Source organism: Shewanella sp. SM32, from assembly GCF_025654235.1.
GTDB classification, from domain to species: domain Bacteria; phylum Pseudomonadota; class Gammaproteobacteria; order Enterobacterales; family Shewanellaceae; genus Shewanella; species Shewanella oncorhynchi.
In genome coordinates this window covers 1-26,237 of sequence record NZ_JAKKRO010000047.1, presented here as the reverse complement: position 1 = coordinate 26,237, position 26,237 = coordinate 1, and the positions used below count along the sequence as shown (strand labels likewise).

Here is a 26,237-nt window from a genome sequence, read left to right as displayed (position 1 = left end):
GGCCCTAATCGCTAGGGCCAAGTTTGATTTAAGTTGTTATCAATGACGGAAGTGGCGCATGCCTGTCATCACCATGGCCATGCCGTGCTCGTCTGCTGCTGCGATGATTTCAGCATCGCGCATTGAGCCACCCGGTTGGATGATGCAGCTAATGCCCGCAGCCGCTGCGGCATCGATACCGTCACGGAAGGGGAAGAAAGCATCGGATGCCATTACAGAGTTCACCACTTCTAAGCCTTCATCGGCGGCCTTGATGCCAGCGATTTTCGCGCTGTAAACGCGGCTCATTTGGCCTGCGCCGACACCGATAGTCATGCCGTCTTTGGCATAAACGATGGCGTTAGATTTAACGAACTTCGCCACTTTCCAGCAGAACATTAAGTCTTTCAGTTCGCTTGCAGTAGGTTGACGTTTAGAAACCACTTTGATGTCTTCTAAACCGACCATACCTTGATCGCGATCTTGCACCAGTAAGCCGCCGTTAACACGTTTGTAGTCTAAGGTTTGGGTCTTAGTATTCCACTGACCACATTCTAATAAACGCACGTTGGTCTTTTTCGCAACCACATCGCGCGCCGCTTGGCTGACGCTTGGGGCGATAATCACTTCAACGAATTGACGCTCAACGATCGCACTCGCCGTCGCAGCATCTAATTCGCCGTTGAAGGCGATAATGCCACCGAAGGCTGAGGTTGGGTCAGTTTGATAAGCGCGGTTATAGGCATCGAGTAAGTCTTTACCTAAGGCCACACCACAGGGGTTAGCGTGTTTAACGATAACACAGGCTGGCTCGTTGAATTCTTTTACGCACTCAAGGGCGGCGTCGGTATCGGCAATGTTGTTGTAAGACAAGGCTTTGCCTTGCAACTGAATCGCGGTAGCCACAGAAGCTTCATCAATTTTAGTGTCAACATAGAAAGCCGCTGCTTGATGGCTGTTTTCGCCATAGCGTAAGTCTTGTTTCTTCACTAATTGGGTGTTGAAAGTGCGTGGGAATTTTGAATCAGCAAAGCATTCGTCCGTGCTGTGTGCAGGAACCATAGTACCGAAGTAGTTGGCGATCATGCCATCATAACCCGCAGTGTGCTCAAAGGCCGCAATCGCTAAATCGAAACGCGTCGCATGGGTCGTGCTGCCATTGTTAGCCGTCATTTCTGCCAGTACGCGTGAGTAATCGGTCGCATTAACGACTATGGTAACGTCTTTGTGGTTTTTTGCCGCCGCGCGCACCATAGTTGGGCCGCCAATATCGATATTTTCGATAGCGTCTTCTAAGGTACAACCGGCTTTAGCCACAGTTTCAGCGAAGGGATAAAGGTTAACCGCAACTAGATCGATGGCATTGATATTGTTATCGGCCATCACGCTTTCATCAAGACCGCGGCGCGCTAAAATGCCGCCGTGCACTTTAGGGTGCAGCGTCTTAACACGACCGTCCATGATCTCAGGGTGTCCTGTGTAATCAGATACTTCGATAACAGGCACGCCGTTATCCGCTAACAAGCGAGCGGTGCCGCCAGTTGATAACAATTCTACACCTTGGGCGTGAAGTGCTTTGGCGAACTCGAGAATTCCGGTTTTATCTGAAACGCTTAACAGCGCGCGACGAATGGGTCTGGCATTATTTGCTGCAGTCATTTGGGTACAGGGTCCAGTTATTTTAGTTTCAAGGATCTTTCGGAAAACAGAACAGCTTTAGCGCTGCACCGCTTTCCAAAAGTCCCTTGGTCCTATTTTTACTTTATTAGCTAACTTTTTATCCCTTCGTCACAGCGCGCGTATTCTAGCGTAAAACTCGATTTACGGGTGTTTTTTCTGCGTGATTTCACAATATTCATATCAGAACAAAGCGGCATTGCCATGTTGGCTTTCAGTAAAGTTAAAATTACCTCTTGACCTTGGAGTAGGCTCCAAGGTTTATACTTGCATTATTGAGTTGTATGTTGGAAATGATCCCTGAGTTGTGGGCTATTTCGCAAAGGATGAAGACATGTATCGTATTGGTGAATTGGCGGATTTATGTGAGGTGAAAGCCGACACGTTAAGATTCTACGAGAAGCACGGCCTACTCGCGCCGTCGAGCCGTACTGAGTCTGGTTATCGAGTATATACCGAGGCCGATGCTGCGCGATTACGCTTTATTTTACGGGCGAAAGCTGTGGGTTTTACCCTCAATGAAATCAGTGAATTGCTGTCAATTGAACTCGATAAATCTAACCGAGTCTGTGCCGATGTAAAAGGCATGGTTGATTGTAAATTGGCTCAAGTACAGGCCAAAATTGCTGAGCTGAATCATTTTCAAGCGAGTTTACAAAGCTTGTCTGATGCTTGCTGTGGTGGGCCACGTAGCGCCGAACATTGTTCTATTTTAGAGGCGTTGGAGTCTAGCACTGAGCGGGTACGCGTTGAGCATCACTCTCATAATGTAAATAAGTACCAAGCGCACCAGAATAATCACGGCAAAGCCATTTATGAAGAGTCAGGGAATTAATTATGTTACTGAAGAATTTTATAGATCTGTTTTTAGACTCGGCGCCTTGGTTGTTACTGGGCCTGATTTTAGCTGGGTTATTAAAAGTATTCGTGCCAATGGCGTGGATGCAAAAGCAGCTCGGTAGTCACGGTTTTAAAACCGTAGTGAAAGCGGCGCTGCTTGGCGCACCTTTACCTTTGTGTTCTTGTGGCGTTATTCCTGCGGCGGTAGGATTGCGCCGTTCTGGTGCATCTAAAGCGGCCACCACCTCCTTTTTAGTCTCAACCCCTGAAACGGGCGTCGATTCCATCGCGGTTTCTTATGTGTTACTTGGTCCCTTTATGGCAATCATTAGACCGATTGCGGCCATTACCAGTGCGATAGTGGCGGGCTTACTCGTTGGTCGCGATGATGACGATGGCAAGTCAGTGGTTAAGGTAGATACTCAATCAGATAAGCCATTAGAGGGTGAGGAGTCAGTGGCGTCTTGCTGTGCCTCAAAATCAGTGGCTCAGCCAGAGATGGTAAAAGCCGAAGCGGTTAAAAGCTGCTGCTCATCGACTACGCCTACGATAACGCCCGTAAAGTCTTCCTGCTGTGGTAATGACGGTGTTGATGCTCCTGCAGCCGAGCCAAAGCCGAAGATCAAAATGACGCCTATGGCGGCGCCGAGCTTAATGGCGGGTCCTTCAAGTGTTATGGCTGTTGGCGGTCAAACCATGGGATCTGTTCAAACTATGGGTTCTGTGATTAAGGTTAACGCTGCGAAAGCAGAAAGCGTGGGGTCATGTTGTGGCCGTCAAACCACAGAGCCTGAAAAAATAGTGGTGGTGAAAAAAGGCGCTTGCTGTGGTGGCAGTGCTAAGGATGCTGAGCAGGTTAGTGCTAACACTGCAGGCGATAGCTGCTGTGCGTCTACTCAAGATATGGCGACTGAGTTTAAGTCGCAATCGGTACTCAGTCGTGTTGGAATTGGTCTTAAATATGCGGCAACGGATTTAGTGCGTGATACTACGCTGTGGCTGCTAGTGGGCTTATTTTTCGCAGCTTTGGTACAAACCTATGTGCCGGCTGACTTTTTAGCTAAATGGGGCGATGGCATTCTGGCTATGCTAGTGATGGTGCTCGTTTCTGTGCCTATGTATATTTGCGCGACCGCATCGACACCGATTGCCGCTGGATTATTACTGGCGGGAGTGTCACCGGGTGCTGTACTCGTGTTTATGATGGCAGGTCCGGCAACCAATATCGCGACTTTAGGCATAGTGGCTAAAGAGCTAGGTAAACGTGCGCTGTGGGGCTACCTTGGCGGTGTGATTGGCGTGGCCTTAGTGGCCGGTATGTTGGTCAATTATCTGGTTAATAGCTTTGGTTTTGTGGTGATGCCACAAATTGGTGAAGAGCACCAAATGTTACCTCAATGGTTAGTGGCAACCTCTGGCATATTGCTGGCATTACTCATGGCAAAAGTGGTTTTTGAGAAGATCCCAAGAAGCTGGGTTCGCCGCAACGATTGCTGTTCTTAGTCGATTCATATTCCACCAAGCAGTATTAAACAAATAAACATCCCAGTGTTGTTGCTAACACTGGGATTTTTTATGGGATTGAATTGCAAACCTATCAGTATTTGTTTGCTTTTTTAACGTCGATAAACGTAGGCTGCCTGTCTGCTTCAGCCTTGTTAATCAATTAGGATGTGAAGGAGCTTATCTCCGCCAAGGTTAAGTTGCGCCATTTCCCTACATCGATATCTAAGGCCACTGCGCCAATTTGCGCCCTGTGTAGGGCAACCACTTTATTGCCCACGGCGGCAAACATCCTTTTGACTTGATGAAACTTGCCTTCGGTGAGCGTGAGTAGCACGGTTTTTTCATCCACTTGCTGCAGTGTTGCTGGCAGAGTGAGGGCGGTTTCGCCCTGTAGATTTAGCCCTGCGGCAAACTTTGCGGCTATGGCTGCAGTCGCTTCGCTGTTGAGTGGATCTCGCAGTTGGACACGATAGATTTTTTCGCACTGATATTGAGGCGAGATAATATTAAACGACCAGCGGCCATCGTCAGTCAGTAGCACTAAGCCTGTGGTATCAGCATCTAGACGGCCAACGATGTGCAGGTCAAATGCGCGATCGATATCGAGCAGATGAAATAGCGAAGGGTAGGCTCCATCCACATTTGAGCATAAGGTATTAGCAGGTTTGTGCAACATGATATAGCGAGATGGGCGTGGCGCTAGCGGCTTTCCATTAAGGCTGACAGTATTATTTTCATGCACTTGCATTGCGCAGTCTGTCACGATAGCGCCATTGACTGTGATTGAGCCGTTAAGAATGGTGACTCTTGCGGCTTTGCGATCAAGATCTGTGCTTTTACAGAGGAATTTATCGAGGCGCATAGTGAAATCTCAGGAAAAACAGTCAGCACAGGTGTTTAAGTAAGCTGCATTATCGCGACTTAGGGAGGATAAGCAACTGCCCTGTCTGAATGTTAAAACTAAGCGTACTGATTTTTAACGTTATGACCTTTGTGGATCATTTTGCTGTTCGTTTTGTATTGATTTGACCGCAGATGTTTTCTATTTGAGCCACTCGATGAGCATATCGTTCATTAAGTGGCTGATTATTGAGTCGCAGTGCAATGTATTTTATGGGACTTGTTAAGGCGAGGAAAAACTTGGCTTAGTGTTAATAAGTAATTGAGCAAAAATGTAAATACTGCTCAGAATACAACATATGCCTAAATACATGAGTAAGCCGAACTCCGTTTGGCCAAAACTGCTGGCCACTAATGGGCCTATCACTGACCCCACCGAATAGCTCAGCAGCATCACTTGAGTCGCTGAAACAATTTGGCTAGCAGGCAAGTCGTCACAAGCTAAGCTGATTGCAATCGGGTAAAGGGCAAAAGCGCTGGCGCCAAGCAAGAGAAATCCAATAATCAGTGTCATATTTGAATGCTGAGTGAGTAGCAATAATGCTGCGACACCCAGTAGGCAAAAGCTTACTATCAAGCCACTTTTGTTAACTCGAGGAGATAAATAACTGACTAAAGGTTGTACTAGCATGCCACCCACTATGATGAGGGCCATAAATTGTCCTGTTTGCTGATCAAGCCCCATATCCAGTGCTACATAGATGGGAAGTAAACCATAGATAGGGCCAAGCAATAATCCAGAGACTAAACATCCCATAATGGCAGGCTGACTTAGGTTTTTTAGCGCAGACAATGACATTGATTGTTGTTCGCTTACCTGAGGTTGACCGCGTTTTACCAGTAGCGCGGGTAAACTTGCCGCGGCTAATAATCCCATGACCACTAGGTAAGGTAGGTTGCCCTTTGTACCTAAATAATCTATGGCTAATTGTCCTAAGGCAGTGCCTCCATAAAGCGCTGTCATATAAAGTCCAAGCCGCTTAGCGCGTTGCTTTTGGGTATCGGCCATTAATAGCCATGATTCAACTACCACAAAAATTCCTGCAACCGCAAATCCCGCTATAAGTCGAGAGGCTAACCAGACTCCACTTTTGGGGATTAATATCATAGCGACAACGCTGCAAAGAAGGATATTCAAAAAAAGGATAAAGGCTTTACTGTGGCCGATACGGGTAACAACAGGAGCAATACAAGGCGCCCCCAGTAATAAACCTAAATAAAAAATACTGGCCAGTAATGGAGCAAGTGAGGTGCTGAGTTCGAAAAAAGTGAGCGACAGTGGGATTAAGCTCATCAAGTAGCCTGATGCCAAAGCAAACAAACTTAACCCTGCTACGGGGACGAAAAGGCTGGGCTTTTGAGCCGACTGAGTTAAGGCTATTTTTTCCACGGGCGGTTCCGAAAACAGACAAATATTATACAGCGGGCGGGGTTGCGGTCGCGACTTTAGGCTGGATCGCTGACAGGGTAAAGTGAGTTAGATTGACTGTGGTGGTGAATAATATTTGTGTTTACTATTCATGTAGATATTGGGTTTTCTATGTTGCCTTGTTGCAATACGTTTGTGTTGGTCGCTTGCTGTTCACTGCGTCGCAGTTTTAGTGCACATTCAACGATACCTAGATTCGATTTAGCGCTACACACATTCAATTTTGTGCCAAATTTGGGGAATAATACCTAATCCTACCAATGATCAGAAGGTATGATTAATTAGTTGATTATCACCTTGGTAGAAAGTGTGGCGTGATCTATATCTCAGTTTTAAACATTAATAAAATTACAACGTGGGCAAGGTTTTGTTCGATCTTTGTCCGTTTGAAATTTTAAAACAAAGGTGTCGATCAGAATTTGGTGATTATTGTCGCTAATCGGCCGTTTGTGCGTGCTAGCTCAGCAATAAATGTTGTTGCCAAGTGATAAAATTACAAAATAAACCGCTTTGCCAAGTGTGATCTATGCCCTAAATTTGCGTCAAAATAAAATGGTATTAAGGTTGTAACCATGTCTTTAACAGATTCAAGTACTGCTCCACCCAATAAAGCTCCCGTCAGCGAGGGGCTCGATAAGAAAAAAATGCTGATCCTAGTGGCTGATATTGTGCTGTTATTTGCACTTTATTACGGTTTACCCTTCGAACAAGGGGTGAATACTGGGCTGGCCATTTTGTTCTTTGCCGCGATTCTTTGGCTGACCGAAGCGATTCACATCAGTATCACTGCGATTCTCGTTCCTATACTCGCCGTATTCTTTGGGGTGTTTGAAACCAAGGAGGCGATGAGTAACTTTGCTAATCCCATCATTTACTTATTCTTTGGTGGTTTCGTATTGGCTGCGGCCTTGCACCATCAAAAGATTGATACCCTAATAGCGCAAAAGCTGCTGCTAGCCTCTAAGGGTAAACTCAGTATTGCCTGTTTGATGCTGTTTGGAGTAACTGCGCTGCTATCGATGTGGATCAGCAATACCGCGACCACGGCGATGATGTTGCCATTGGCACTCGGGATTTTGCAGCAGCTCGACCGCGAAAAATACCACAGCACCTATGTATTCCTTCTGCTCGGTATTGCCTATTCAGCCAACATCGGCGGTATCGGTACTTTAGTGGGTAGCCCACCGAATGCGATTGCTGCGGCTCAAGTGGGCTTAAGTTTTAGTGATTGGCTGAAGTTTGGTATTCCAACCGTTATCCTCATGTTACCTATGATGTTGATTGCCTTGTATTGGTATTTTAAGCCTGATCTTTCTGCCAAATTCGATGTGAATGTTGAAGCTCAGAAGCTGACATTTCAGGGGAAATTTACTCTGCTTATCTTCCTGACTACCGTATGTTGCTGGATTTTCAGTGTACCGTTAGCTAAGGCATTAGGTGGCATCACTCAGTTTGATACCATAGTCGCCTTAGGGGCCGTCGTTTTACTCTCGGGCTTAGGTTTGGTCGGCTGGAAGAAAATTGAATCGACCACAGATTGGGGCGTACTCATATTGTTTGGTGGCGGTTTAACACTGAGCGCAGTACTAAAAACGACTGGCACCAGCGTATTTTTAGCTCACTGGATGACAGATATTTTCGGTAGCACTCACATGTCGTTGTTCGTCTTTGCTGTGATTGCTTTTGTGGTGATGTTGACTGAATTTGCCAGTAACACCGCCAGCGCTGCACTGCTAGTGCCTGTATTTGCTGCGATTGCTGAGGCATTAGGCATATCACCTGTAATGTTATCTGTACTGATTGGTATTGCAGCTTCTTGCGCCTTTATGCTGCCGGTGGCGACACCGCCCAATGCTATTGTTTATGGTTCTGGCCATATCAAGCAATCGGAAATGGTGCGAGTGGGTATGATCATCAACTTTATCAGTATGATAGTCTTGGGTATTATCGCCCATACCTTCTGGGATATTTAATACTGATATAGTTCATGGCAACTTTGTGTTTCAACGTTGCCGCTATAATAGTATTCGCCTTATGAAGAGCATAGGGCGGATACGCATTTTTCCTAGCAGAGTCGTCGTACCGAGTTTTTGGGCTTAGTGTCAGGCTTAGTGTTTCGAAGCTTACTCTATGCTTATGTTTTGCACTTAATTTGAGGTTAAGTTGCGACTAAAAGTATTTGCGCTATAAATTGCTTGATGTTGATAACGTAGATAAAAGATTTCTTTTACGTTGATGATATCAATCTGTTCAATGTCATTTTTATATAATACGGGAGCGGTATCGCCTTCAGTGACAGTAACGGCTTGTAAAATAATAGGCTTATCTGTCATGGCAAAAAACACTTCTGCTTGCTGTAAATTTTCTGAAAGATAAACATAAGCTGTCTGCGGCTCGGCAGAATTATGATCACTGCGAGTAAAGGCTATCCCTTGCTCGAATGGGCGAATGCATTGCTGAGTTTCATCGTTCCAAGTCCCTCCCTTGTCGATACAAGTATCAATTGTGAGATGTTGTTGTAAACCCCATCCTGTCACCACTAGCAAGAGCACTGCGCCCAGTAAGAACATTGCTTTTTTCAAATTTCGTTACCTTTACAAATTAGCTCGGCTGAGCGTTTGTATCTTAGCTCAATCCTCTTATTTATAGGCATTTAACCATTGGTTTAACGCTGAGGAGGGCAAAGCTCCGGCTTGCTGGGCGAGTATGTGGCCTTGTTTAAAAATCATTAAGGTTGGAATAGATCGAATATTAAATTGAGCCGCGAGGGCTTGCTGTTCTTCAGTATTGATTTTACCGAAGCGAAATAGAGGCTCCCATGTCTTAGCTGCTGCAGAAAATATGGGCGCAAAACTTTTACAGGGCCCACACCAGCTGGCCCAAAAGTCGACGACAAGGGGAAGCTCTGATTTATTGGCATGGTTGGCAAAGTTTGTGCTATTGAGTTCAATTGGCGCAGCCGTAAAGACACTGAGCTTACATTTACCGCAAGTGGGTTGTTGGTTTAAACGCTCATCGGGAACGCGGTTTAACGTATCGCAATGGGGGCAGGCAATAATCATGGCAAAGCTCCAAAATAAAACGTTTATACGACTTATATATTGGGCTAACCGACAGTAATTTAAAGGGCGAGTGATGATGTTATCGCCCATGATGACCTTATTATTAAGGATTAAGCAGTGAACCGAGCTGCAGAAATGTTTAGATTGCGCCGACAAGCCCGCTCGTCGGTGATAAAATCCTGCGCAAAGTTGAATATCACGCCCTAAGTGCGAACAAGAAAAGAGAATGAAGATATGACTGAATTAGAAGTAATCGATCTGCAAGTGGGCGAAGGAAAAGAAGCGGTAAAAGGCGCACTGATCACTACCCAGTACCGTGGTTTTTTACAGGATGGTACCCAATTCGATTCATCCTATGATCGTGGTCAAGCGTTTCAATGTGTAATTGGTACTGGCCGAGTTATTAAAGGCTGGGATCAAGGTATTATGGGGATGAAAGTCGGTGGCAAACGTAAGTTGTTAGTCCCTGCTCACTTAGCTTATGGCGAGCGCCAAGTGGGGGCACATATCAAACCAAATTCTGATCTCACCTTTGAGATCGAATTGCTCGAAGTGCTGACTCGCGACTAAGCGTGACAGGACTGCGAGAGTCTGTGTAAGCTCGATTGAGCCAATATGATTCTGGCTCATCTTGCACTCTTCACTATGTTGCTTCGGCATAGGGTGATTTACACTGGACTCAATTTTCCCACTTAATGGAAAGAGATTTGTCGTGGCTTCGGATACTGCAGCAGAGTTAATTGCGCAACTTCAGGCTGAGATCGCTCAGCTAAAAAGTGAAAACGCTCATTTAGCAGCGTTGAATTATCGTGCCGAAGAAAAACTCTTTGCGGCCCTCGATGGTAATGGTTTATGTCTATGGGAACAGCATATTCCAAGCGGAAATTTAACCATATTTAACATGCGCTGGGGTGAAATGCTCGGGTTTAGTCCTGAAGAGTTTGCTGCCCATGTTGATATCTGGAAAAGTAAATTACACCCCGAAGATAAAGAATGGGTGATAAAAGCCTTTGAAGATCATGTGAATGGTCAAGCCGATTACTATCAAGCAGTTCACAGAATGCTACACAAAGATGGCAGCATAACCTGGGTGTCCGATCGTGGGCGTATTGTCGAGCGCTTAGCTGATGGAACACCACTGCGAATGATGGGCAGCCATATCGATATTACTCAAGAAAAGCGTTACGAAATAGATTTAGCCCGCTTAGCCCACAGTGATCCACTCACCAACTTAATGAATCGCCAAGCTATTGCCAAAGTATTCGATGAATCCTCGCAATCAGGTATTCACGGTGCGTTATTTTTTATCGACCTTGATGGTTTTAAAGCGTTAAATGACCGTCACGGCCATAAGTTTGGTGACAGCCTGTTGATGCACGTTGCGCATACTTTAGTATTTCACGCCGGTGAATTCGCGCAGATCGCACGGTTAGGGGGGGACGAGTTTGTGATATTACTGCCGTCATTTGAGCGTGAATCTTTAGGGGCACTCGCACAATCATTGCTCGATGTTTATCGAGATAAATTCCTGCTAGAAGGTTGTGAAGTAGAGGTAGGCCTGAGTATCGGTATTGATATATTTGGCTATGGTGATAGTTTTGCCGAGAGTTGTGATCGCGCGGATGCCGCCATGTATCGCGTGAAACACCAAGGAAAGCATGGATATTGTTTTTATCAGTCGTCGGAATAATGATCCAAGCCTGCAGATCTTAGTAATACTTAATTTATATTTGATTACAGTGCCTTATTCGAACAAAAAACCACCTTTAATGGTGGTTTTTTGTTTTTAGCTTTTTAAGCTTAGTGTCATCAGCTTATGGAGTTACAAAATTAAATGGTTGATGGCAACTGACACAATAGTTTTCAGATTTTTTGTGTACATGGTGGCACTTACTGCAATCAGTTTCTGTGTCGAAGTGGCGATTTTTATGAGGATTGGTTGGTTTTACATCCGCCGTTTTTTCCGCTAATTTCTTACTGTTGTGGCATTGTACACACTTGAGCATAGGGACGGCTTGTCGTTCTTCTGCACCATGGCAGCTTGCACATTTAAGCCCTTTCGCCATATGAGTTTGATCGAGTAAAGTACTCTCTTTAGCGAACGCGCTGCCAGCGAAAATACCCAAAATAATAGCCAATATAATTGTTAAGTTTTTCATTGTTTGATCCCATTATTCATTTCACAGGATGCCAAAATGTGAGGCATCCATTATTGATGACTATGTGTTCTATAGTTTTGCTACATATTTGCCCGCTAAATAGCCGAAGGTGTAGCAGCGACCTAAAGACAAGCCAAATACCGTTAATGGGTAGTCAACGCCACCATAGAAACCTGCTCCTAAGTTACCAACAATGAATAAACCTGGAATTTCCTTACCATCGGCATCAAGTACTTGGTGGTTGTCGTTAACGAGAATTCCTGAACATAAAGTAGAAATACGCATACGACGGTGAATACCGTAAAACGGTGGTTTGAGCACTGGTACCATTTTGCTTTTAGGTTTACCGAAGTCCTCATCTTTACCTTTTTTGCACAGCTCGTTATAACGGTTAACGCTGGCAACAAAGGTTTTTGGATCGCACTCTAACTTCACAGCCAATTCTTCTAATGTGTTAGCTGAATGGGTGTTGATCAAAGAGGGAAATACTCCTGTTTTCTCACCAGGAACTTCAGGCATGTAAACTTTAAGCTCTTCAGGAGAATAGAGGTGGCCAGGCCAATCCTTCGCTTGCGTCATATAGTCAGAATCAAATACTTGAGAGTAATGCCCTGCATTCTGCTCATCTTTCAAGTAGTTATTCATTAGAGACATCTCAACCTTCTCATTCACAAAGCGCTCACCTTTACGGTTTACCGCTAAGAATGGCATGTCACACATGGATGCTGGGCCGGCATCGAAGTCGTGCAACATTTTGGTATGTCCAACAGGTTCAATAACGCCGCCAGCCCAATAGGCCATAGCAAAACCGTCACCGGTACGATCCATTTGTTTACGTTCAAAGTTTTTTAATTCGGGGATGAAGAAGTCACACATGGCTTTGTTATTTTGATAGTCGCCAGAGGACAGAATGACACCTTTCTTCGCCATGTATTTGTGGTATTTACCATCACGAGTTTGAGCAATGACGCCGATGACTTTTCCTGACTCATCCTGGATTAATTGTTGCGCAGGAGTATTAAAGAAAAACTTAACGCCTGCTTTTTCCGCTGTTTTAGCTAATGCGCGCATAGCATCACCCGTGGTGTAGGGTTTAGGGCCGCAGAAAGAAGTGATAAAATTTAAACGGTCATCAGTATCAGCAATTCCGCGAATACCGTGCTGCACTTTGGTACCTTGGTCAACAATCTGGCCGCCACCTTGTTTCACTCTATCGATAACCCAAGTGACAGCTTCACCTGAATTGTAAGCCCATTGCTTAAGAAGACCGGGATGTGAACGGTGCGCGTTATCCGCCATTAAACGGCTAACTAAAGCTTCAATTGCTGATTTATCACTGTTTTTCAGGTCAATTCCTGAACCAGTGTTTCCTTGAGAGACAGGGATAGCTTGCTTTTGTAAACACGCAACGGTAGCACCACTTTCTCTGGCTGATAGAGCCGCAGGCACACCAGAAGCTCCAGCACCGACGACGACAACATCAAAGGTTTGGGTTGTTGCAATATCTTTATCAGCAATAGGTTTTGGCTTAGGTAGAAAATTGAGCGTTGCGCCGCCAATTTCGCCATATTCAGTGCCAACTTGAAGTGGTGCCGCACTCGCTGAAGCAATACCAAGACTTGCAAAGGCTAAGCCACCACTTCCCACTGCAGCTCGAGTTAGGAAACTTCTTCGAGATATACCATTCTGAAGCACGCTAGCAGTGTATTGATCGATTTCTTTCGGTTTCTGTGAATGCTCTTTACTCATTTTGATACTCCTTGGGTCCTCATTGCTAAGGTCGATATGACATCGTTAGCAATGACAATGGATCTGGCCATAACCGCATGTGATTTGTTTGCTTTAAAAACTAGAAGTGCAGTTGTGTGAAAGTGATTAAATTCTCATTCATTAACAACATACGTTTAAATGTATGACATATTACAATAAACCAAAAGAGGTATTAATTACATCTTTGCAGTGCTTCACAAAATGCTGGAGTTTTGAGCTGTTAATATGATTATTCTTTTTGAAACAAGCTAATGTAGGACTTTCTTTATTAAATAATGCAGTGAATTTTTTGAGGAAGATGTATTTCTTAAATACAGTGATCAAAATAAAATATGTGTTGTTAAGCTATTTCACTACATATATTTAGTGTTCTAGGTTTACGGGAGTTAATTGTGGTAATGAGGCGTTAGAGTCATCGTTATTTCCGCATCCGCTAAATAAGACACATGAAATAGCCATGGCTGGAATAATTAAGAAATTATTTTTCCATTTTTGATCTCAATAATTAAGTCAACGCATTCACCGCAACATTTAAATGGATTGAGCATTTTGCAGTGTAAAAACCGGGTGTATCCAACAAGGCGTGATACACCCGCATTAAGTTTGGTGCAGGGGAGTTGTATTTGTGACTATTTACCTAAAACAAATTTATAAGTGACATATAAACGGAGATCGTCAAGATCTTCAGTTTGATCAAAATCGACCATGGCATAACGCGCCTTAAGACCTAGGCCTGATAACATGCCTGAAAATTTATAGGCGATTGAAAAGTTTGTTTCATTAAAATCTGACGCAGTCCCCTCTGGCACATCGTACTGCCCATAAAAGGCATAGGCTTCTAATCCACTCGCCCCTAATTTTTCAAAGTCATAGGCCAGCTTTAACGCGTTGACCTCTTCATTCGCCCGTGCAGATTGATATACCTGTTGAATGACCACTTTTTCATCGCCCCATGGGGTCAGCACTGTGTCATCCCCGGTTTTGGCGTACATATAAGTGAGATCTGCCCCCGCCAATTTGGCGCCAAGATGGAAGCCATATTGATAGGTATCGAGTGGGCCGCCGGTTTCATCACCTATTGCCTGTTGAGTTAAATAGGAAGGTGTTAAGTACAAATTCGTTGGACCAACATCAGCGGCTAATTTCACTTTGGCATAGGTTTGATTGAAAACATCTTCCATGCTGTAGTGCCAAAGATGGGCTTCAGTTTGGACTGTCTTAAAGGGCAATTGATATTTAGCACCTAGGGCATAAACTGGGTTATCGGCAACATCTGCCACAATACCCGCTCTTGCTAATTCGCTTTGTACCGCCTCTTTTACGGATACGAAGCTATTGTCAGACCACCCCATGGAATCTGTAATATAGAGTGCTGATAACGTTAGATTGTCAACACTCTTATTTTCTGCTGAAAAGCCGCGAAAAGTTCGTGGGATCGCACGAATGTCATGGGGATTCATCATTGGTGTGCGCAGTTCTTGTGCACCTAATTTGAATTGAGTATCCCACCAATTACCTTGGACAAAATACTCCTGTAAACGGTTGACGTTGTCATGGTCGCCTGCGGCATCGCGAGCAACTAGGCCGTAGACATCATCTGAATCATTGGTCCAAATGGGATTTGCAGATGCGAAGCTGGTCCCAAAACTGAGGCCATTCACTTTTGCGGTATTGTAATAAAACAGTCCGCCAAATGACGTATCGTGTTTAGTGTTCGTCGTATTATCAAAGTCACGGGTAAAATCGAATAAGCGTAATTCCCCTTTTAACGTACCTTGGCTAAACATTTGATCAATGCTGGTATCTGCTGTAGCAGGAATCGCTAGCGTAGATAGCACAAGCAAAGATAAATAAGATTTTTTCATCATCATCTTCCCTATTATTAGTAAGCCCTGATCAGAATTGTCTGAGCTAGTTAAAGAAATTATGTTTAACATTCTTAGGTTAAATGTATGACGTATGACTAATGTCGACAACGAAGTTAGGATGAATATGAGAAACTAGTTACGAAATTCGCACAGATGTTACTTGGATCAACAAATGTGAATGTTTTTTAATCACTAATGTAGGAAAGATGAGAGTACTTTTTCTGCGTTAATGCGGTTTTATGCTAGTATGGCGACACTAAGCATATTTGGGATAATCAAGTGCATATCTTCAAGCCAATTAAGCAGATAAGAGCATCGAGTGAAGTCGGGCAGCAACTGAAAAATGCTATTTTAGATGGCGAATATAAGGCTGGCGATAAATTACCCTCTGAGCGCGAATTAATAGAATTATTTCAAGTTAGTCGCACTGTGGTGAGAGAGGCGATCAAAAGCCTCGAAGCGGGTGGATTAGTGGAGATTCGCCAAGGTGCAACAGGTGGCGCATTTGTTAAGCACTTAACCTTTGAACGTTTAAGTGATGCTTGCCAAGATTTATTTCTAATGGGGAAACTTTCCCTTCCTGAACTGTGTCAAGCACGCATGCTGATTGAACCGCAAGTGGCTAGAATGGCTGCTAAAAATTGCACTCCAGAGCAAGCTAAAGCTTTGCAAGAGGCGAATAGTCATGAAAGTGACTCATTGGCTTATCCCGAAACTGTCATATTGCGATCTCAAGTACATTATTTGCTCGCTGAAATGTCTGGAAATCGCTTTTTAGAAGCGATCGTAAAATCCTTGTTGGTTTTATTAAGTAATCAAACGACTAAGTTTCAGCCACCGACTGATGAAATTCATCCTTTAGGCTTGCATGATGTCATTGTCGAAGCGGTTATCGCAAAAGATGGGGCGAAAGCTGAGGCTGAAATGTTTGCACACCTTGAGGATTTTAATCAGCGCCTAATAGAAATTGAGCGTAAATATATGGATAAACACGCTTAAGGCAAAGAGCCGCAACCCCAAAGTTCAACCGCGGCTGTTTGTTTGTTGGGTACGCCAATCCAATGACTCATGGCTTGGCATTGCACTTTTCCTGAGATTTGAGTGAAGCAAAGTTCAAAATCCCCTGCTTCGGGCGTGCGACCTAAGCGCAACACAGGTAAAATGGGCAGCTTGGGCTGATAATGCCAGCTGCCATTTTTAAGATAGGCATCATCTGGGATTTCCATTCCTGCACCCGTACCTTTCACTCTTGCTTCGACCAACACTAATCCTTGTGGGGTGACGTTATAGTCTTCCTCCCAGCGAATTTTTTCTATGCTATGGTTCCATGCCAAGGTGAAGTTGTCTGTGGGCACTTGGGCCCACAGTATGCCAGCTAGGCCTAAACACAGGCCTAGCATCTGTTTACCTTCAAAGACTGATTAACGACCAATAATCTCAAGAGCTTATCCTTGCTCTGCGAGACGTTTAAGTTTGCGTGCTCGCCAGCTGTGTTGCACGATAAATAGCAGCGCGAGCCCAAAGCCAATTTCATCACTCAACGGCGTAGCAAGAATTAAGCTAGCACCTGCAAGGAAGCCGATAACGCGTTCCCACCAGTAGAGTTTTTGTAATAGATATCCGGTAAAGATGACGCCCCAAATACCAATACCCACAGTCGCTTTTAGCAAGACAAACCCAGTGGCTAACCAGCTATCACCTTGAAGCATCAAAGCGGGATCGTAAACCGCCATAAAGGGGATCACAAAACCTGCAATGGCGATACGGATTGCCCAAAGGCTGATCTTAAGGCCTGATTCCTTAGCGATTGGCGCCGCGGCAAAACAGGCTAAGGCAACGGGAGGGGTGAGATCGGCCATGATGCCGAAATAAAATACAAACATATGCGACACAATCAGTGGCACACCGAGGTCGAGTAATGCGGGAGCGGCAATCGAGCTAGTAATAATGTAGTTAGGGATTGTGGGGATCCCCATGCCGAGTACTAGGCAAGTGACCATAGTTAACACGAGTGATAAGAACAAGTTATCTTGGCCAACGGCAAGAATATAGCTCGCGAAGGTCGAGGCAATTCCTGTCAGTGACACTATGCCGATAATCACACCGACTAAAGCACAGGCGATACCCACAGGCACGGCATGACGGGCGCCTTCTACCAGTGCATGCAAGCAGATGGTGAGAGTATCTCTGCCGCCTTTAATAAACCAACAAATGGCGACTAATAAGGCGATAACCCCAAATACGACCCCGATCCCGAGTTGGAAGAAGCCAGCGCAAAGGATGCCAAGGGCAATCCAAAAGGCAATGCGCATTGCCATTGAGGAAAGCCGCAGTACTATGGCTGAGCCTAAAATTACTATCGATGTGAGGGCGAGTCCTACCATGCCTGAGAACAGCGGCGTTCTACCCGAAAACAGCAAGTAGACTAAAATAAACAAAGGGATAAGGAGATACCAACGCTCTTTAATTGCCGCCCATGGATTCGGGCACTGATCTTTAGGCAGGCCACAGAGATTGGCGCGTTTGGCTTCTAAATGCACCATCCAAAATACGGAGCAGAAATAAAGTAGCGCAGGGATCAATGCCGCTTTGGCTATCTCGATAAAGGGGACGTTAATGGTTTCGGCCATGATAAAAGCCACTGCACCCATGATCGGCGGCATGATTTGGCTGCCCATACTCGATGTTGCCTCTACCCCGCCGGCGAAGGCTGGGCGATAACCGAATCGTTTCATGAGTGGAATGGTAAATTGGCCCGTTGTGACCACGTTGGCAACACCTGATCCTGTAATCGTCCCCATCAATGCCGATGACACTACTGCAACTTTTGCAGGACCGCCGAGCTTGTGGCCAAATAATCCCATGGCAAAGTCGGTAAATAAACGGATCATTCCGGCTTGTTCTAAAAAGGAGCCGAAGAGAATAAACAGGAATATATACGTCGCCGACACATAGGTTGGTGTGCCGTATAGCCCTTCGGTACCGAAGGCTAATTGATTGATGATCTGATCGAATCCATAGCCGCGGTGCATTAAGTCACCGGGTAAATATTGGCCAAATAAGCCATACATCAAAAAGATGCTACAGATGATAGGTAGCGCCCAGCCCATGACTCGGCGCGCTGCTTCAAACACTAATACGATCAAAGTGATACCTATCACTATATCCGCATCGGTCAGATCGCCTGAACGTTGAATTAAGTCGGCTTCGAAATACCACTGATAAGCCGCTGTGGCCATGCCAGCTAGACCGAGTAGCCAAGCGAGTGGCTGCCAAGGCTGAGATTTTCCTCTAGCGGGATAACTTAAAAAAACCACTAACAGTAAAAAGCCCACATGGGTGGCACGCAGTACTTGAGTCGAGACGGGATGAAAAGCGGCAGTGATGATTTGAAAAATAGAAAAAATTAAGGCTGTATAAAATAGAGCCTTGGGCCAATCGCCAGTATTTGCGCTGAGACCTTGTTGGGGATCACTCATATTATGCCTCACAGCATTAGACTACAGAGATGATATAAACGAGATGCCGTTATTTAACGGCATCTCAATTGCTTAGTTTGGAATAGGATGCACAGATATCAGTAAAACTTAGAGTGCACCAACTTCTTTGTAATAACGTTCTGCACCTGGGTGCAGTGGTATTGGCAGATTTTTCGTCGCTTTATCTACGCTGATGGTCTTCGCGGCGGAGTGCGCGTTACCGAGTCGGTCTAAGTGCTCGAACATGAGTTTTGTCATCTGATAGGCTAAATCATCCGATACACCGCTTTGAGTCACCAGTAAATTTTGAATGGCGACGGTAGAAACGTCGGTGGTTTGGCCTTCATAGGTCGATGCTGGGATCACGCCATGTTGATAGGCGGGATTGTTAATCTTAGCGATCACATCTTCTGGAATTTCAACAAAGTTGATTGCCATAGTCGCAGCTAAGTCACGGATAGCAGCCATGCCGAGACCGGAAGATTGTAACGTGGCGTCTAATTGACGATTTTTGATTAGCTCAACGGATTCGGCATAGGGTAAAAACTCGACTTTCCCCATGTCTTCGTAACTTAGTCCCGCAGCCTTGAAAATCGATCTGGCATTGAGTTCTGTCCCTGATTTAGGGGCACCCACTGAGATGCGTTTTCCCTTTAAATCGGCCAAGGTTTTAATGCCAGACTCTTTATTGGCGACGATTTGAATGTAGTTAGGATAAGCCGAGGCAAGTACTCGGATTTTATCCAGCGGCGTTTTAAAGCCTGCATCAATATCACCTTGATATGCTGCTGCGACTGAATCACCTAAAGCGAACGCTAATTCACCACGACCCGCTTGCAATAAATTGAGGTTTTCTACTGAGGCTTTAGTTGCTTGAACTGAGGTTTTTGAACCTTCGATTCCTGTGCCGTAGAGTTGCGACAGTGCAACGCCAATAGGGTAATACACACCACTGGTGCCGCCTGTGAGAATGTTGATAAAGGCGGGGGCAGCAGCCATAGCAGCAGCACTGAGTGTGAGGGTCACTGCTGCGCCGACGGCGACAAAACGTTTTTTGATTTTCATTATGAAATATCCTTATTTTTTATAGTGTTATGTAGGGTCTTTCGAGCGGTAAATACCGTAATCAGCTCAATATAACTACATAAAACCTGAAAAAGGTCAATTAGGCTATAGTCGATAGCTGCTACTTTTGTATCACAAAACTGAGATCTGAGACTGTTTTGAGCAAGGTTGTATTGTGAGGTAAAACTTGGTTGGTTCAATGCAGCGGGCAATAAAAAGGGCTAACCTAAGTTAACCCTATTTGTGTTATTAGATGACAAACCTCCTAATAACAAGACACTATTTAGTGTTATCTAAGAAACCTTTAGTTGCGTTTTTCGCATGTTTTGCTGCTCTTTTCTCTTTAGGAGACATCAGCGGTTGTTTCTTCGATTCTTTACGGTTTTTTTGCTCTTTACTCATATAAAACTCCATGTACTCTTTGGTTATTCATCAGGCTAATCATGTAAGCCGTACTTAATTGAACCTATTCCATGACGTCCTGATTGAAGCGAAATTTTTATCTCGAATTACAACATTTTAAATTACAAATATCTAAAATCATTGATAATTATCTGTGAATTTATTTGCCTCAATGAGCGATTACAGCAAAATAATCTTATCACCGAATTCCGTACCATGATCCATCTATCACTTAGAATAATTAATGCTAATGTTAGCGTTAACCTGTATAAGAAATATGCGAACAAGGACACAGTACCTCTATTTTCGTCATTGTTTGTGGTTTTAGTGGGCCCTAATTGGAGGCTTAACTAAGTACCATATGCCTAACGTCGGCTCGATTTACCTAACATTCCACCTAATATACCGCGCAAAATTTGTTTACCTAATTGGCTTCCAACCGTGCGTGCCGCTTGTTTTGACAAGGTTTCCGCTAACCCTTGGCGGCGCTTATTACCAAAAATAAGTTCACTGAACCAACCTTGTTCCTCAGCTTTTTGATCCGTTTGCACATCACTTGCTGTGGATGTGGTGTCGCTGGTGGCGTTACCAACTCGTCTTTGGTTAAGGCGTTCGTAGGCCGATTCGCGGTTGATTAACTGATCGTATTTACCTCCAATCGGGCTTTGGGCACGGACTTGTTGTAACTCCTCACTTGTGGCGGGTCCCATGCGGCAACGTGGCGGTGCGATGAGCGCGCGCTCGACCATAGTTGGCACGCCTTTGTCGGCTAACATAGACACTAAGGCTTCACCTACAGCGAGCTGGGATATGACGTCGCTAACAACCAGTTTGGGGTTAGGCACAAAGGTTTCTGCGGCGGTTTTGACCGCCTTTTGATCCCTTGGCGTGTAAGCTCGCAGGGCATGTTGAATACGATTGCCTAATTGTCCGAGAATTTCGTTTGGGACATCATCAGGAAATTGCGAGCAAAAATAAACGCCTACGCCTTTTGAGCGAATTAGGCGCATGATCTGTTCGACGCGTTTTAATAGACTCGGTGGGCAACCCTCAAAGAGTAAATGCGCCTCATCGATAAAAAACACTAGCTTAGGTTTTTCGGGATCGCCGACTTCGGGCTGATTCTCAAATAATTCTGAGAGTAGCCATAGTAAAAAACTTGAATATAAACGGGGAGTTAAAATCAGTTTGTTCGCTGCTAATAAATTGATAATGCCGCGCCCTTGTAAATTTGTGCGCATTAAATCTTCAAGCTGTAACGCGGGTTCACCAAAAAAGTCTTTGCCACCATCGCGCTCTAATCCTAGTACCGAGCGTTGAATTGCTGCGAGGGATTGGGCGCTGATTAAACCATATTTGGCGGAGATTTCTTTGCGTTCCTCGGCAACTAAGGCCAGCATGGCCCGCAGATCATCTAAGTCGAGCAGTAATAACCCTTGGTCGTCCGCCAGTTGAAAGACTATGTCTAAAATACCGCTCTGGGTGTCATTTAATTCTAAAATTCGGCCGAGTAAGGTCGGGCCCATTTCGCTGATGGTGGTACGCAGCGGGTGGCCTTGAACGCCCGCTAAATCCCATAACACTACAGGATTGGCTTCGTTGTGATAATCCTCAATGCCAATTTGAGTTGCCCTTTGTAACAGCTTTTCACTTGGGGTCCCCGCCATCGCTAGACCCGAGATGTCGCCTTTAACGTCTGTGATAAAAACCGGCACGCCTTGGCGTGAAAAACCTTCGGCAATACTCATCAGCGACACGGTTTTGCCTGTCCCTGTGGCACCGGCAATTAACCCATGGCGATTGGCATACTTAAGATTTAAGTGAACCTGTTGTTCACCTTTTCCTATTAATAGCGTATTCAAAGGCATTCCTTATGTTAACGGTAGGGCTTATATTGGAATCGTTGCAGCATCCTTATTTTAGCCACTGTATATTTAATCCACTTTAGTGTCGTCGTTCATGCGTATAAAAATTCATCATTGAGTGTTGGCCTTAGCGTAATTTATGTCAACATGGGGCCTGAATAAGCTTGATATCACTTAGCAAAAATGTGTGATTGGCAATATGGGCGTTACCTATGAATAAGGTGTGTTATTTTTGTCATTCACTGAGGCGTGCTTGATGGTGAAATTCCCTTTGATTATGCTGCTCTTGTTCTTTACTGTGCAGACATCTGCCTGCACCGAATGAGTCTGTGGTGCAAGAACCTGTGTTGAATCTTATGAGCCTATGCGGGATAAACAGCGCTGTGTTGCTGAGGCGGATAAAAGCCGTTATCAGTATGCAAAAGTAAAAGTAGTAGAAGAAAATCAACGGCTGAAAATGGTCATAGAACAAGCCACTCAAAAATCGTTAATGTAGAAAGGATATCTATGAAAGGTGCGGGCGGAACACAGGGCGGGACGGGACAATTTTTTATGGGCCTTGCCATGATGTGTGGCGGATTTTATTTATTGTTCAATGCAATACAAGTGAGCTCTAGTTTTGGACTGGGCTATGGCTTATATCGAGTGAATGCCTTTGGGCAAGGCATGTCGATCACCACTGGCATGGTGATGCTACCGTTTATTATCGGCATTGTGATGGTGTTTTTTGACGCTAAGAGTAAGTTAGCTTGGCTGCTGAGTTTAGGTTCGCTAACGGCCTTGATTGTAGGGGTTATCAGCTCGATTCAATTCCACTTTAAATCTATGTCGGCCTTTGAACTTATCGTGATCCTCGTTTTGGCCTTTGGTGGTTTAGGGTTGTTTTTACGCTCACTGAAAGACGCGCCCGCAAGTGATACACAGGCGAAATAATCACTAGACTCTTAATCACTAGGCTTTTAACCACTAGGCGCTAGAGTGCAAATACGAAATCAGAGTTGTGCATCTAAGCGACTTTAATAGCGGTTTAATGAAAGTTTTAACTACAGAGTGAAGGAATGCGATGCGCTGGCGTGACACTGACAGAAGCTCCAATATCGAAGACAGACGCGGCCAGCAAATGGCATCTGCGGGTGTGCCGAGTGCCTTGTTACTCAGGTTCTTGCCCTTTTTACTGAGAACTAAACTTGGTCGTGTGGTGTTGCTCATCGGCGGCATTTATATTGCTTTTCAGTATTTTACCGGAGGTCTGTCACTCGACCCCAGCACTCAAGCTAATCTTAGCCAATCTCAATCTAGCTCAACAACAGCGGTACAGGATGAAAATGCCCAGTTTGTGGCGGCCATTTTAGGCACCACAGAAACCGTTTGGGGCCAGTTACTCAAAGGGCAATATCGAGAGCCTAAGTTAGTGCTTTATCGCAATATGACCTCCACTGGCTGCGGTATGGGACAGGCGCAGTCTGGGCCTTTCTATTGCCCTGCTGATAGCAAGGTGTATATCGATCTTAGCTTTCTTGATGAGCTTAAAACCTTAGGCGCGCCCGGTGATTTTGCCTTTGCCTATGTGATTGCCCACGAGGTAGGCCACCATGTGCAAAACCTGCTGGGCACTAGCACTAAGGTGCGCCAAGCCCAGCAATCTGGCAGTAAAGTGCAGGCGAATCAATTGAGTGTCGCACTTGAATTGCAGGCTGATTGCTACGCAGGGATTTGGGGGCATTATGTCAATCAACAACTTAACTTACTTGAAGCGGGCGATTTAGCGGAAGGCATTGCCGCCGCCAGTGCTGTGGGTGACGATCGTCTGCAACAGATGGCGGGTCGCGCCGTACAGCCCGATGCTTTTACCCACGGCAGTTCGGCGCAGCGGGTGAAATGGTTTAAGACGGGGTTTGATTCGGGTAATCTCGCCAGTTGTAATACCTTTGCAGCGAAGTGATTTTGTCTGATATCTCAAATACGTACCGAATATAAATGTAAGGATAACTGAGTGGCCTTTAACGATACCTTTAGATTGAGCAGCCACGCGGTTATCACTAATGCGCAGGGACAAGTGCTGTTGCTTAAGGCCAATTATAGTAATTTTGCTTGGGGTTTGCCCGGTGGCGCACTCGAGCCTGGTGAAACGATTCACGAGGCCTTGGTGCGCGAATGCCAAGAGGAATTGGGGTTAAGTGTGCGGGTTAACTATTTGAGCGGCGTGTATTATCACAGCACCTATCAATCCCAAGCCTTTATTTTTCGTTGTGAACTGCTATTGCCTGAGGGACCTGATGGATCTGAGGTGGCCAAAGATGGGGTAGAAGCCGAGCCATTGCCAATCCAATTAAGCCACGAACATTCAGAGTTTGCCTTCCACGATATCGGCACCCTTAGCGCAGTTCAGCAGCAAAGAATTAAAGATTGCCTCAATTTCAACGGGGTTGTCATGAGTGCAAAGTTTTAGTGCTTTACTGGCAAACCGCCGGCCGTTAATCGGCTTGGGTTTGCGCGAGCAAGGTTTCTAAGCAATGTTCCTTGATCCCGTAATAGGCTTTAATCTCAGCAATTTGCGCGAGGATTGCGGCGCTGTCTTTCTGATTATTTTGTGGCTTTTTAACGGCCAAAATCATCTTATTTTTATTGGTATGTTCTAGGCTGATAAATTCAAACACCTTAGTCGCATAACCGTTGGCTTCCAAAAATAGCGCACGTAATGAATCCGTCACCATTTCAGCCTGTTGGCCCATGTGCACTCCATATTGCAGCATAGGTTTAAACAATTCTGGACTGTGCATCTGCGGGCGAATTTGTTTATGGCAGCAAGGCGAACACATAATGATGTCGGCATTGGCGCGGATACCATAATGAATCGCATAGTCAGTGGCGATATCGCAGGCGTGCAGGGCGATCATCACATCGGTTTGCTTAGGCGCGTGGGTTCTCACATCGCCGCAGACAAACGACAATCCTTGATGATCCAGCGTTGCCGCCGTTTCATTACATAAATCGGCCAAGGCTTGGCGTAATTCCACCCCAGTCACCTGCGCATCATTGTGAAGGCTGTGGCGAAGGTAATCATGGATTGCAAAGGTGAGATAACCTTTACCTGAACCAAAATCGACCACATTGATTGGTTGATCATTCTTGTGGGGTGAGGCTTCGAGCGCTTGGCTAAAAACCTCAATAAACTTATTAATTTGCTTCCATTTACGCGACATCGCAGGAATAAGATTATGTTGGCTGTCCGTCACCCCTAGCTTGGTCAGGAAGGGACGTTCGATATCCACAAAACGTTTTTTCTCACGGTCATGTTCTAACGGCGCAGCTACGGTTTGTTTAACGTTATGTGTGCTGATTTGGACTTTGCCTTTTTTGCTGATCTCAAGCTGAACTTCTGCCTGCGCCGTGGCTAAGTGGGCGCTCTTAAAATCGCTACCGAGTAACAGTTTTATGCTGGCTAACCCTTCGTCATAACTCAGGTTTTTTGTGATGTGATTCGTCTGATGCTGATACACAAACGATAGCACAGGTTCATTCTGCAAACTGATCGGTCGAATCGTAATGCGCTGCAGGCTTTTATCTGCCCCTCGGTACTTACTCAACAATAGTTTGATCAGACTATTCTTCGCCAAGCTGTCAGCCAAAAGCTGGTAAAAATCATCAAAAGAATTAAGCGCTGAATGGGACATGATTGTTTCCGAAAAAGTAACCAAGAAAAACAGGGTGAGTATTCTAACCGCGATCCGCCGCTACCTAAAGTTATTCTCATCGAGAAGGAGGGTTCAGTTTCGATGCATTACTATCTATTTCAGGTAGTCGTGTTAAGCACAGCCACTCCTGTTACAGTCCCAACTCTTGTTTGAATTATTTAATCAAAGTCAAAGTCGTGGGGTTTCACCCCACACCCGACCAAGGAGGACTGCTCGTCCTATCCTCCTTCCTATTTATAAACAATCAGCCATGACGCCCCCAACGGAGTTGAAAGCCCCTTGGGCTCATTGCCAAATTTGCTATCGCTTCCGAAGGATGCGTCCCTGCACCTGCGAAAGCTAGCTCGCCATATATGGACCCATCCGGTTTGCAAGACATTCGATATCAATTTTGAGAAGAGTTCATTGCACCCATATATTCGGCCTGTTATTGAGGTATGCCTCTGGCCCTGATGGATATCTGCTTCTACTGTCCTTATCATCCTTGCGGCTTCATTATGAGCCTATGGCGAGCTAAGGTTTTTAGTAGATCAGTCTGACT

24 protein-coding genes are annotated in these 26,237 nt (G+C 45.1%); 10 read left to right on the top strand and 14 right to left on the bottom strand.

What is annotated here, in order from left to right:
• Positions 1-39 precede the first annotated feature (39 nt).
• On the bottom strand, positions 40-1,638 hold the full coding sequence (gene purH / locus L5M10_RS17090) for a bifunctional phosphoribosylaminoimidazolecarboxamide formyltransferase/IMP cyclohydrolase (protein WP_263255656.1): 1,599 nt from the start codon (positions 1,636-1,638) through the stop codon (positions 40-42).
• Between the two features lie 352 nt (positions 1,639-1,990).
• Between purH and zntR the strand changes: the two genes are divergently transcribed.
• Both zntR and L5M10_RS17080 read left to right on the top strand, forming a co-directional pair.
• Positions 1,991-2,491, top strand: coding sequence for a Zn(2+)-responsive transcriptional regulator (gene zntR, locus L5M10_RS17085; protein ID WP_263255655.1), 501 nt, complete (start codon positions 1,991-1,993; stop codon positions 2,489-2,491).
• Between the two features lie 2 nt (positions 2,492-2,493).
• The gene (locus tag L5M10_RS17080) at positions 2,494-3,999 is read left to right on the top strand and encodes an SO_0444 family Cu/Zn efflux transporter (RefSeq protein WP_263255654.1); all 1,506 of its coding nucleotides are present in this window, start codon (positions 2,494-2,496) and stop codon (positions 3,997-3,999) included.
• A gap of 163 nt (positions 4,000-4,162) precedes the next feature.
• Here the strand turns inward: L5M10_RS17080 and L5M10_RS17075 are convergent, their stop codons facing one another.
• Positions 4,163-4,864 (bottom strand): pseudouridine synthase, encoded by a 702-nt coding sequence (locus L5M10_RS17075; protein WP_263255653.1) that lies wholly within the window; start codon positions 4,862-4,864, stop codon positions 4,163-4,165.
• Positions 4,865-5,125: 261 nt separating this feature from the next.
• Positions 5,126-6,292 (bottom strand): MFS transporter, encoded by a 1,167-nt coding sequence (locus L5M10_RS17070; RefSeq protein ID WP_263255652.1) that lies wholly within the window; start codon positions 6,290-6,292, stop codon positions 5,126-5,128.
• A 611-nt stretch (positions 6,293-6,903) separates the two neighbouring features.
• On the opposite strand from L5M10_RS17070, the gene L5M10_RS17065 reads away from it, so the two are divergent.
• Positions 6,904-8,304, top strand: a complete 1,401-nt coding sequence (locus L5M10_RS17065; protein WP_168827785.1) for a DASS family sodium-coupled anion symporter — start codon at positions 6,904-6,906, stop codon at positions 8,302-8,304.
• 174 nt (positions 8,305-8,478) lie between these two features.
• On the opposite strand, the gene L5M10_RS17060 is transcribed toward L5M10_RS17065, so the two are convergent.
• Both L5M10_RS17060 and trxC read right to left on the bottom strand, forming a co-directional pair.
• Complete coding sequence (locus L5M10_RS17060) at positions 8,479-8,913, bottom strand: hypothetical protein (RefSeq protein WP_263198033.1); 435 nt, start codon at positions 8,911-8,913, stop codon at positions 8,479-8,481.
• 57 nt (positions 8,914-8,970) lie between these two features.
• Entirely contained in the window at positions 8,971-9,393 is a 423-nt protein-coding gene (trxC, locus tag L5M10_RS17055) for a thioredoxin TrxC (protein WP_263255651.1), read from the bottom strand.
• 234 nt (positions 9,394-9,627) lie between these two features.
• Between trxC and L5M10_RS17050 the strand changes: the two genes are divergently transcribed.
• Together L5M10_RS17050 and L5M10_RS17045 are read left to right on the top strand one after the other, a co-directional pair.
• Positions 9,628-9,963 (top strand): FKBP-type peptidyl-prolyl cis-trans isomerase, encoded by a 336-nt coding sequence (locus tag L5M10_RS17050; RefSeq protein ID WP_011845636.1) that lies wholly within the window; start codon positions 9,628-9,630, stop codon positions 9,961-9,963.
• 142 nt (positions 9,964-10,105) lie between these two features.
• On the top strand, positions 10,106-11,083 hold the full coding sequence (locus tag L5M10_RS17045; RefSeq protein WP_263255650.1) for a diguanylate cyclase domain-containing protein: 978 nt from the start codon (positions 10,106-10,108) through the stop codon (positions 11,081-11,083).
• 124 nt (positions 11,084-11,207) lie between these two features.
• Here the strand turns inward: L5M10_RS17045 and L5M10_RS17040 are convergent, their stop codons facing one another.
• The 3 genes from L5M10_RS17040 to L5M10_RS17030 all read right to left on the bottom strand — a co-directional run bounded on the left by L5M10_RS17040 (position 11,208) and on the right by L5M10_RS17030 (position 15,190).
• Positions 11,208-11,552 (bottom strand): cytochrome c3 family protein, encoded by a 345-nt coding sequence (locus L5M10_RS17040; RefSeq protein ID WP_263255649.1) that lies wholly within the window; start codon positions 11,550-11,552, stop codon positions 11,208-11,210.
• A 69-nt stretch (positions 11,553-11,621) separates the two neighbouring features.
• Positions 11,622-13,301, bottom strand: coding sequence for an FAD-binding protein (locus L5M10_RS17035; RefSeq protein WP_219250989.1), 1,680 nt, complete (start codon positions 13,299-13,301; stop codon positions 11,622-11,624).
• 650 nt (positions 13,302-13,951) lie between these two features.
• A complete protein-coding gene (locus L5M10_RS17030; protein ID WP_263255648.1) occupies positions 13,952-15,190 on the bottom strand; it encodes an OprD family porin in 1,239 nt (412 codons plus the stop codon).
• A gap of 279 nt (positions 15,191-15,469) precedes the next feature.
• Between L5M10_RS17030 and L5M10_RS17025 the strand changes: the two genes are divergently transcribed.
• The gene (locus tag L5M10_RS17025; RefSeq protein WP_219234794.1) at positions 15,470-16,189 is read left to right on the top strand and encodes a FadR/GntR family transcriptional regulator; all 720 of its coding nucleotides are present in this window, start codon (positions 15,470-15,472) and stop codon (positions 16,187-16,189) included.
• On the opposite strand, the gene L5M10_RS17020 is transcribed toward L5M10_RS17025, so the two are convergent.
• The 5 genes from L5M10_RS17020 to L5M10_RS17000 all read right to left on the bottom strand — a co-directional run bounded on the left by L5M10_RS17020 (position 16,186) and on the right by L5M10_RS17000 (position 21,998).
• The gene (locus L5M10_RS17020; protein ID WP_263255647.1) at positions 16,186-16,590 is read right to left on the bottom strand and encodes a DUF1850 domain-containing protein; all 405 of its coding nucleotides are present in this window, start codon (positions 16,588-16,590) and stop codon (positions 16,186-16,188) included. The two genes, L5M10_RS17025 and L5M10_RS17020, sit on opposite strands and share 4 nt — an antisense overlap.
• Positions 16,591-16,635: 45 nt before the next feature.
• Complete coding sequence (locus L5M10_RS17015; RefSeq protein WP_131524216.1) at positions 16,636-18,669, bottom strand: TRAP transporter permease; 2,034 nt, start codon at positions 18,667-18,669, stop codon at positions 16,636-16,638.
• 108 nt (positions 18,670-18,777) lie between these two features.
• The gene (locus tag L5M10_RS17010) at positions 18,778-19,734 is read right to left on the bottom strand and encodes a TAXI family TRAP transporter solute-binding subunit (protein ID WP_105250372.1); all 957 of its coding nucleotides are present in this window, start codon (positions 19,732-19,734) and stop codon (positions 18,778-18,780) included.
• 279 nt (positions 19,735-20,013) lie between these two features.
• Entirely contained in the window at positions 20,014-20,136 is a 123-nt protein-coding gene (locus L5M10_RS17005) for a hypothetical protein (RefSeq protein WP_105250371.1), read from the bottom strand.
• Positions 20,137-20,501: 365 nt separating this feature from the next.
• Positions 20,502-21,998: a DUF853 domain-containing protein gene (locus L5M10_RS17000; protein ID WP_263255646.1), complete on the bottom strand. Its 1,497-nt coding sequence runs from the start codon at positions 21,996-21,998 to the stop codon at positions 20,502-20,504.
• A 367-nt stretch (positions 21,999-22,365) separates the two neighbouring features.
• Here L5M10_RS17000 and L5M10_RS16995 point away from each other — a divergent pair, with 367 nt between their 5' ends.
• From L5M10_RS16995 to L5M10_RS16980, 4 genes are all read left to right on the top strand, one after another.
• The gene (locus L5M10_RS16995) at positions 22,366-22,497 is read left to right on the top strand and encodes a hypothetical protein (protein WP_263255645.1); all 132 of its coding nucleotides are present in this window, start codon (positions 22,366-22,368) and stop codon (positions 22,495-22,497) included.
• An 11-nt stretch (positions 22,498-22,508) separates the two neighbouring features.
• Positions 22,509-22,934: a hypothetical protein gene (locus L5M10_RS16990; protein ID WP_263255644.1), complete on the top strand. Its 426-nt coding sequence runs from the start codon at positions 22,509-22,511 to the stop codon at positions 22,932-22,934.
• 130 nt (positions 22,935-23,064) lie between these two features.
• On the top strand, positions 23,065-23,943 hold the full coding sequence (locus tag L5M10_RS16985) for a neutral zinc metallopeptidase (protein ID WP_263255643.1): 879 nt from the start codon (positions 23,065-23,067) through the stop codon (positions 23,941-23,943).
• A gap of 51 nt (positions 23,944-23,994) precedes the next feature.
• Positions 23,995-24,450 carry an NUDIX hydrolase gene (locus L5M10_RS16980; RefSeq protein WP_263255642.1) on the top strand — a complete coding sequence of 152 codons (456 nt, stop codon included), beginning with the start codon at positions 23,995-23,997 and terminating at the stop codon, positions 24,448-24,450.
• Between the two features lie 25 nt (positions 24,451-24,475).
• On the opposite strand, the gene L5M10_RS16975 is transcribed toward L5M10_RS16980, so the two are convergent.
• Positions 24,476-25,675, bottom strand: a complete 1,200-nt coding sequence (locus L5M10_RS16975; protein ID WP_263255641.1) for a class I SAM-dependent methyltransferase — start codon at positions 25,673-25,675, stop codon at positions 24,476-24,478.
• Positions 25,676-26,237: the final 562 nt, after the last annotated feature.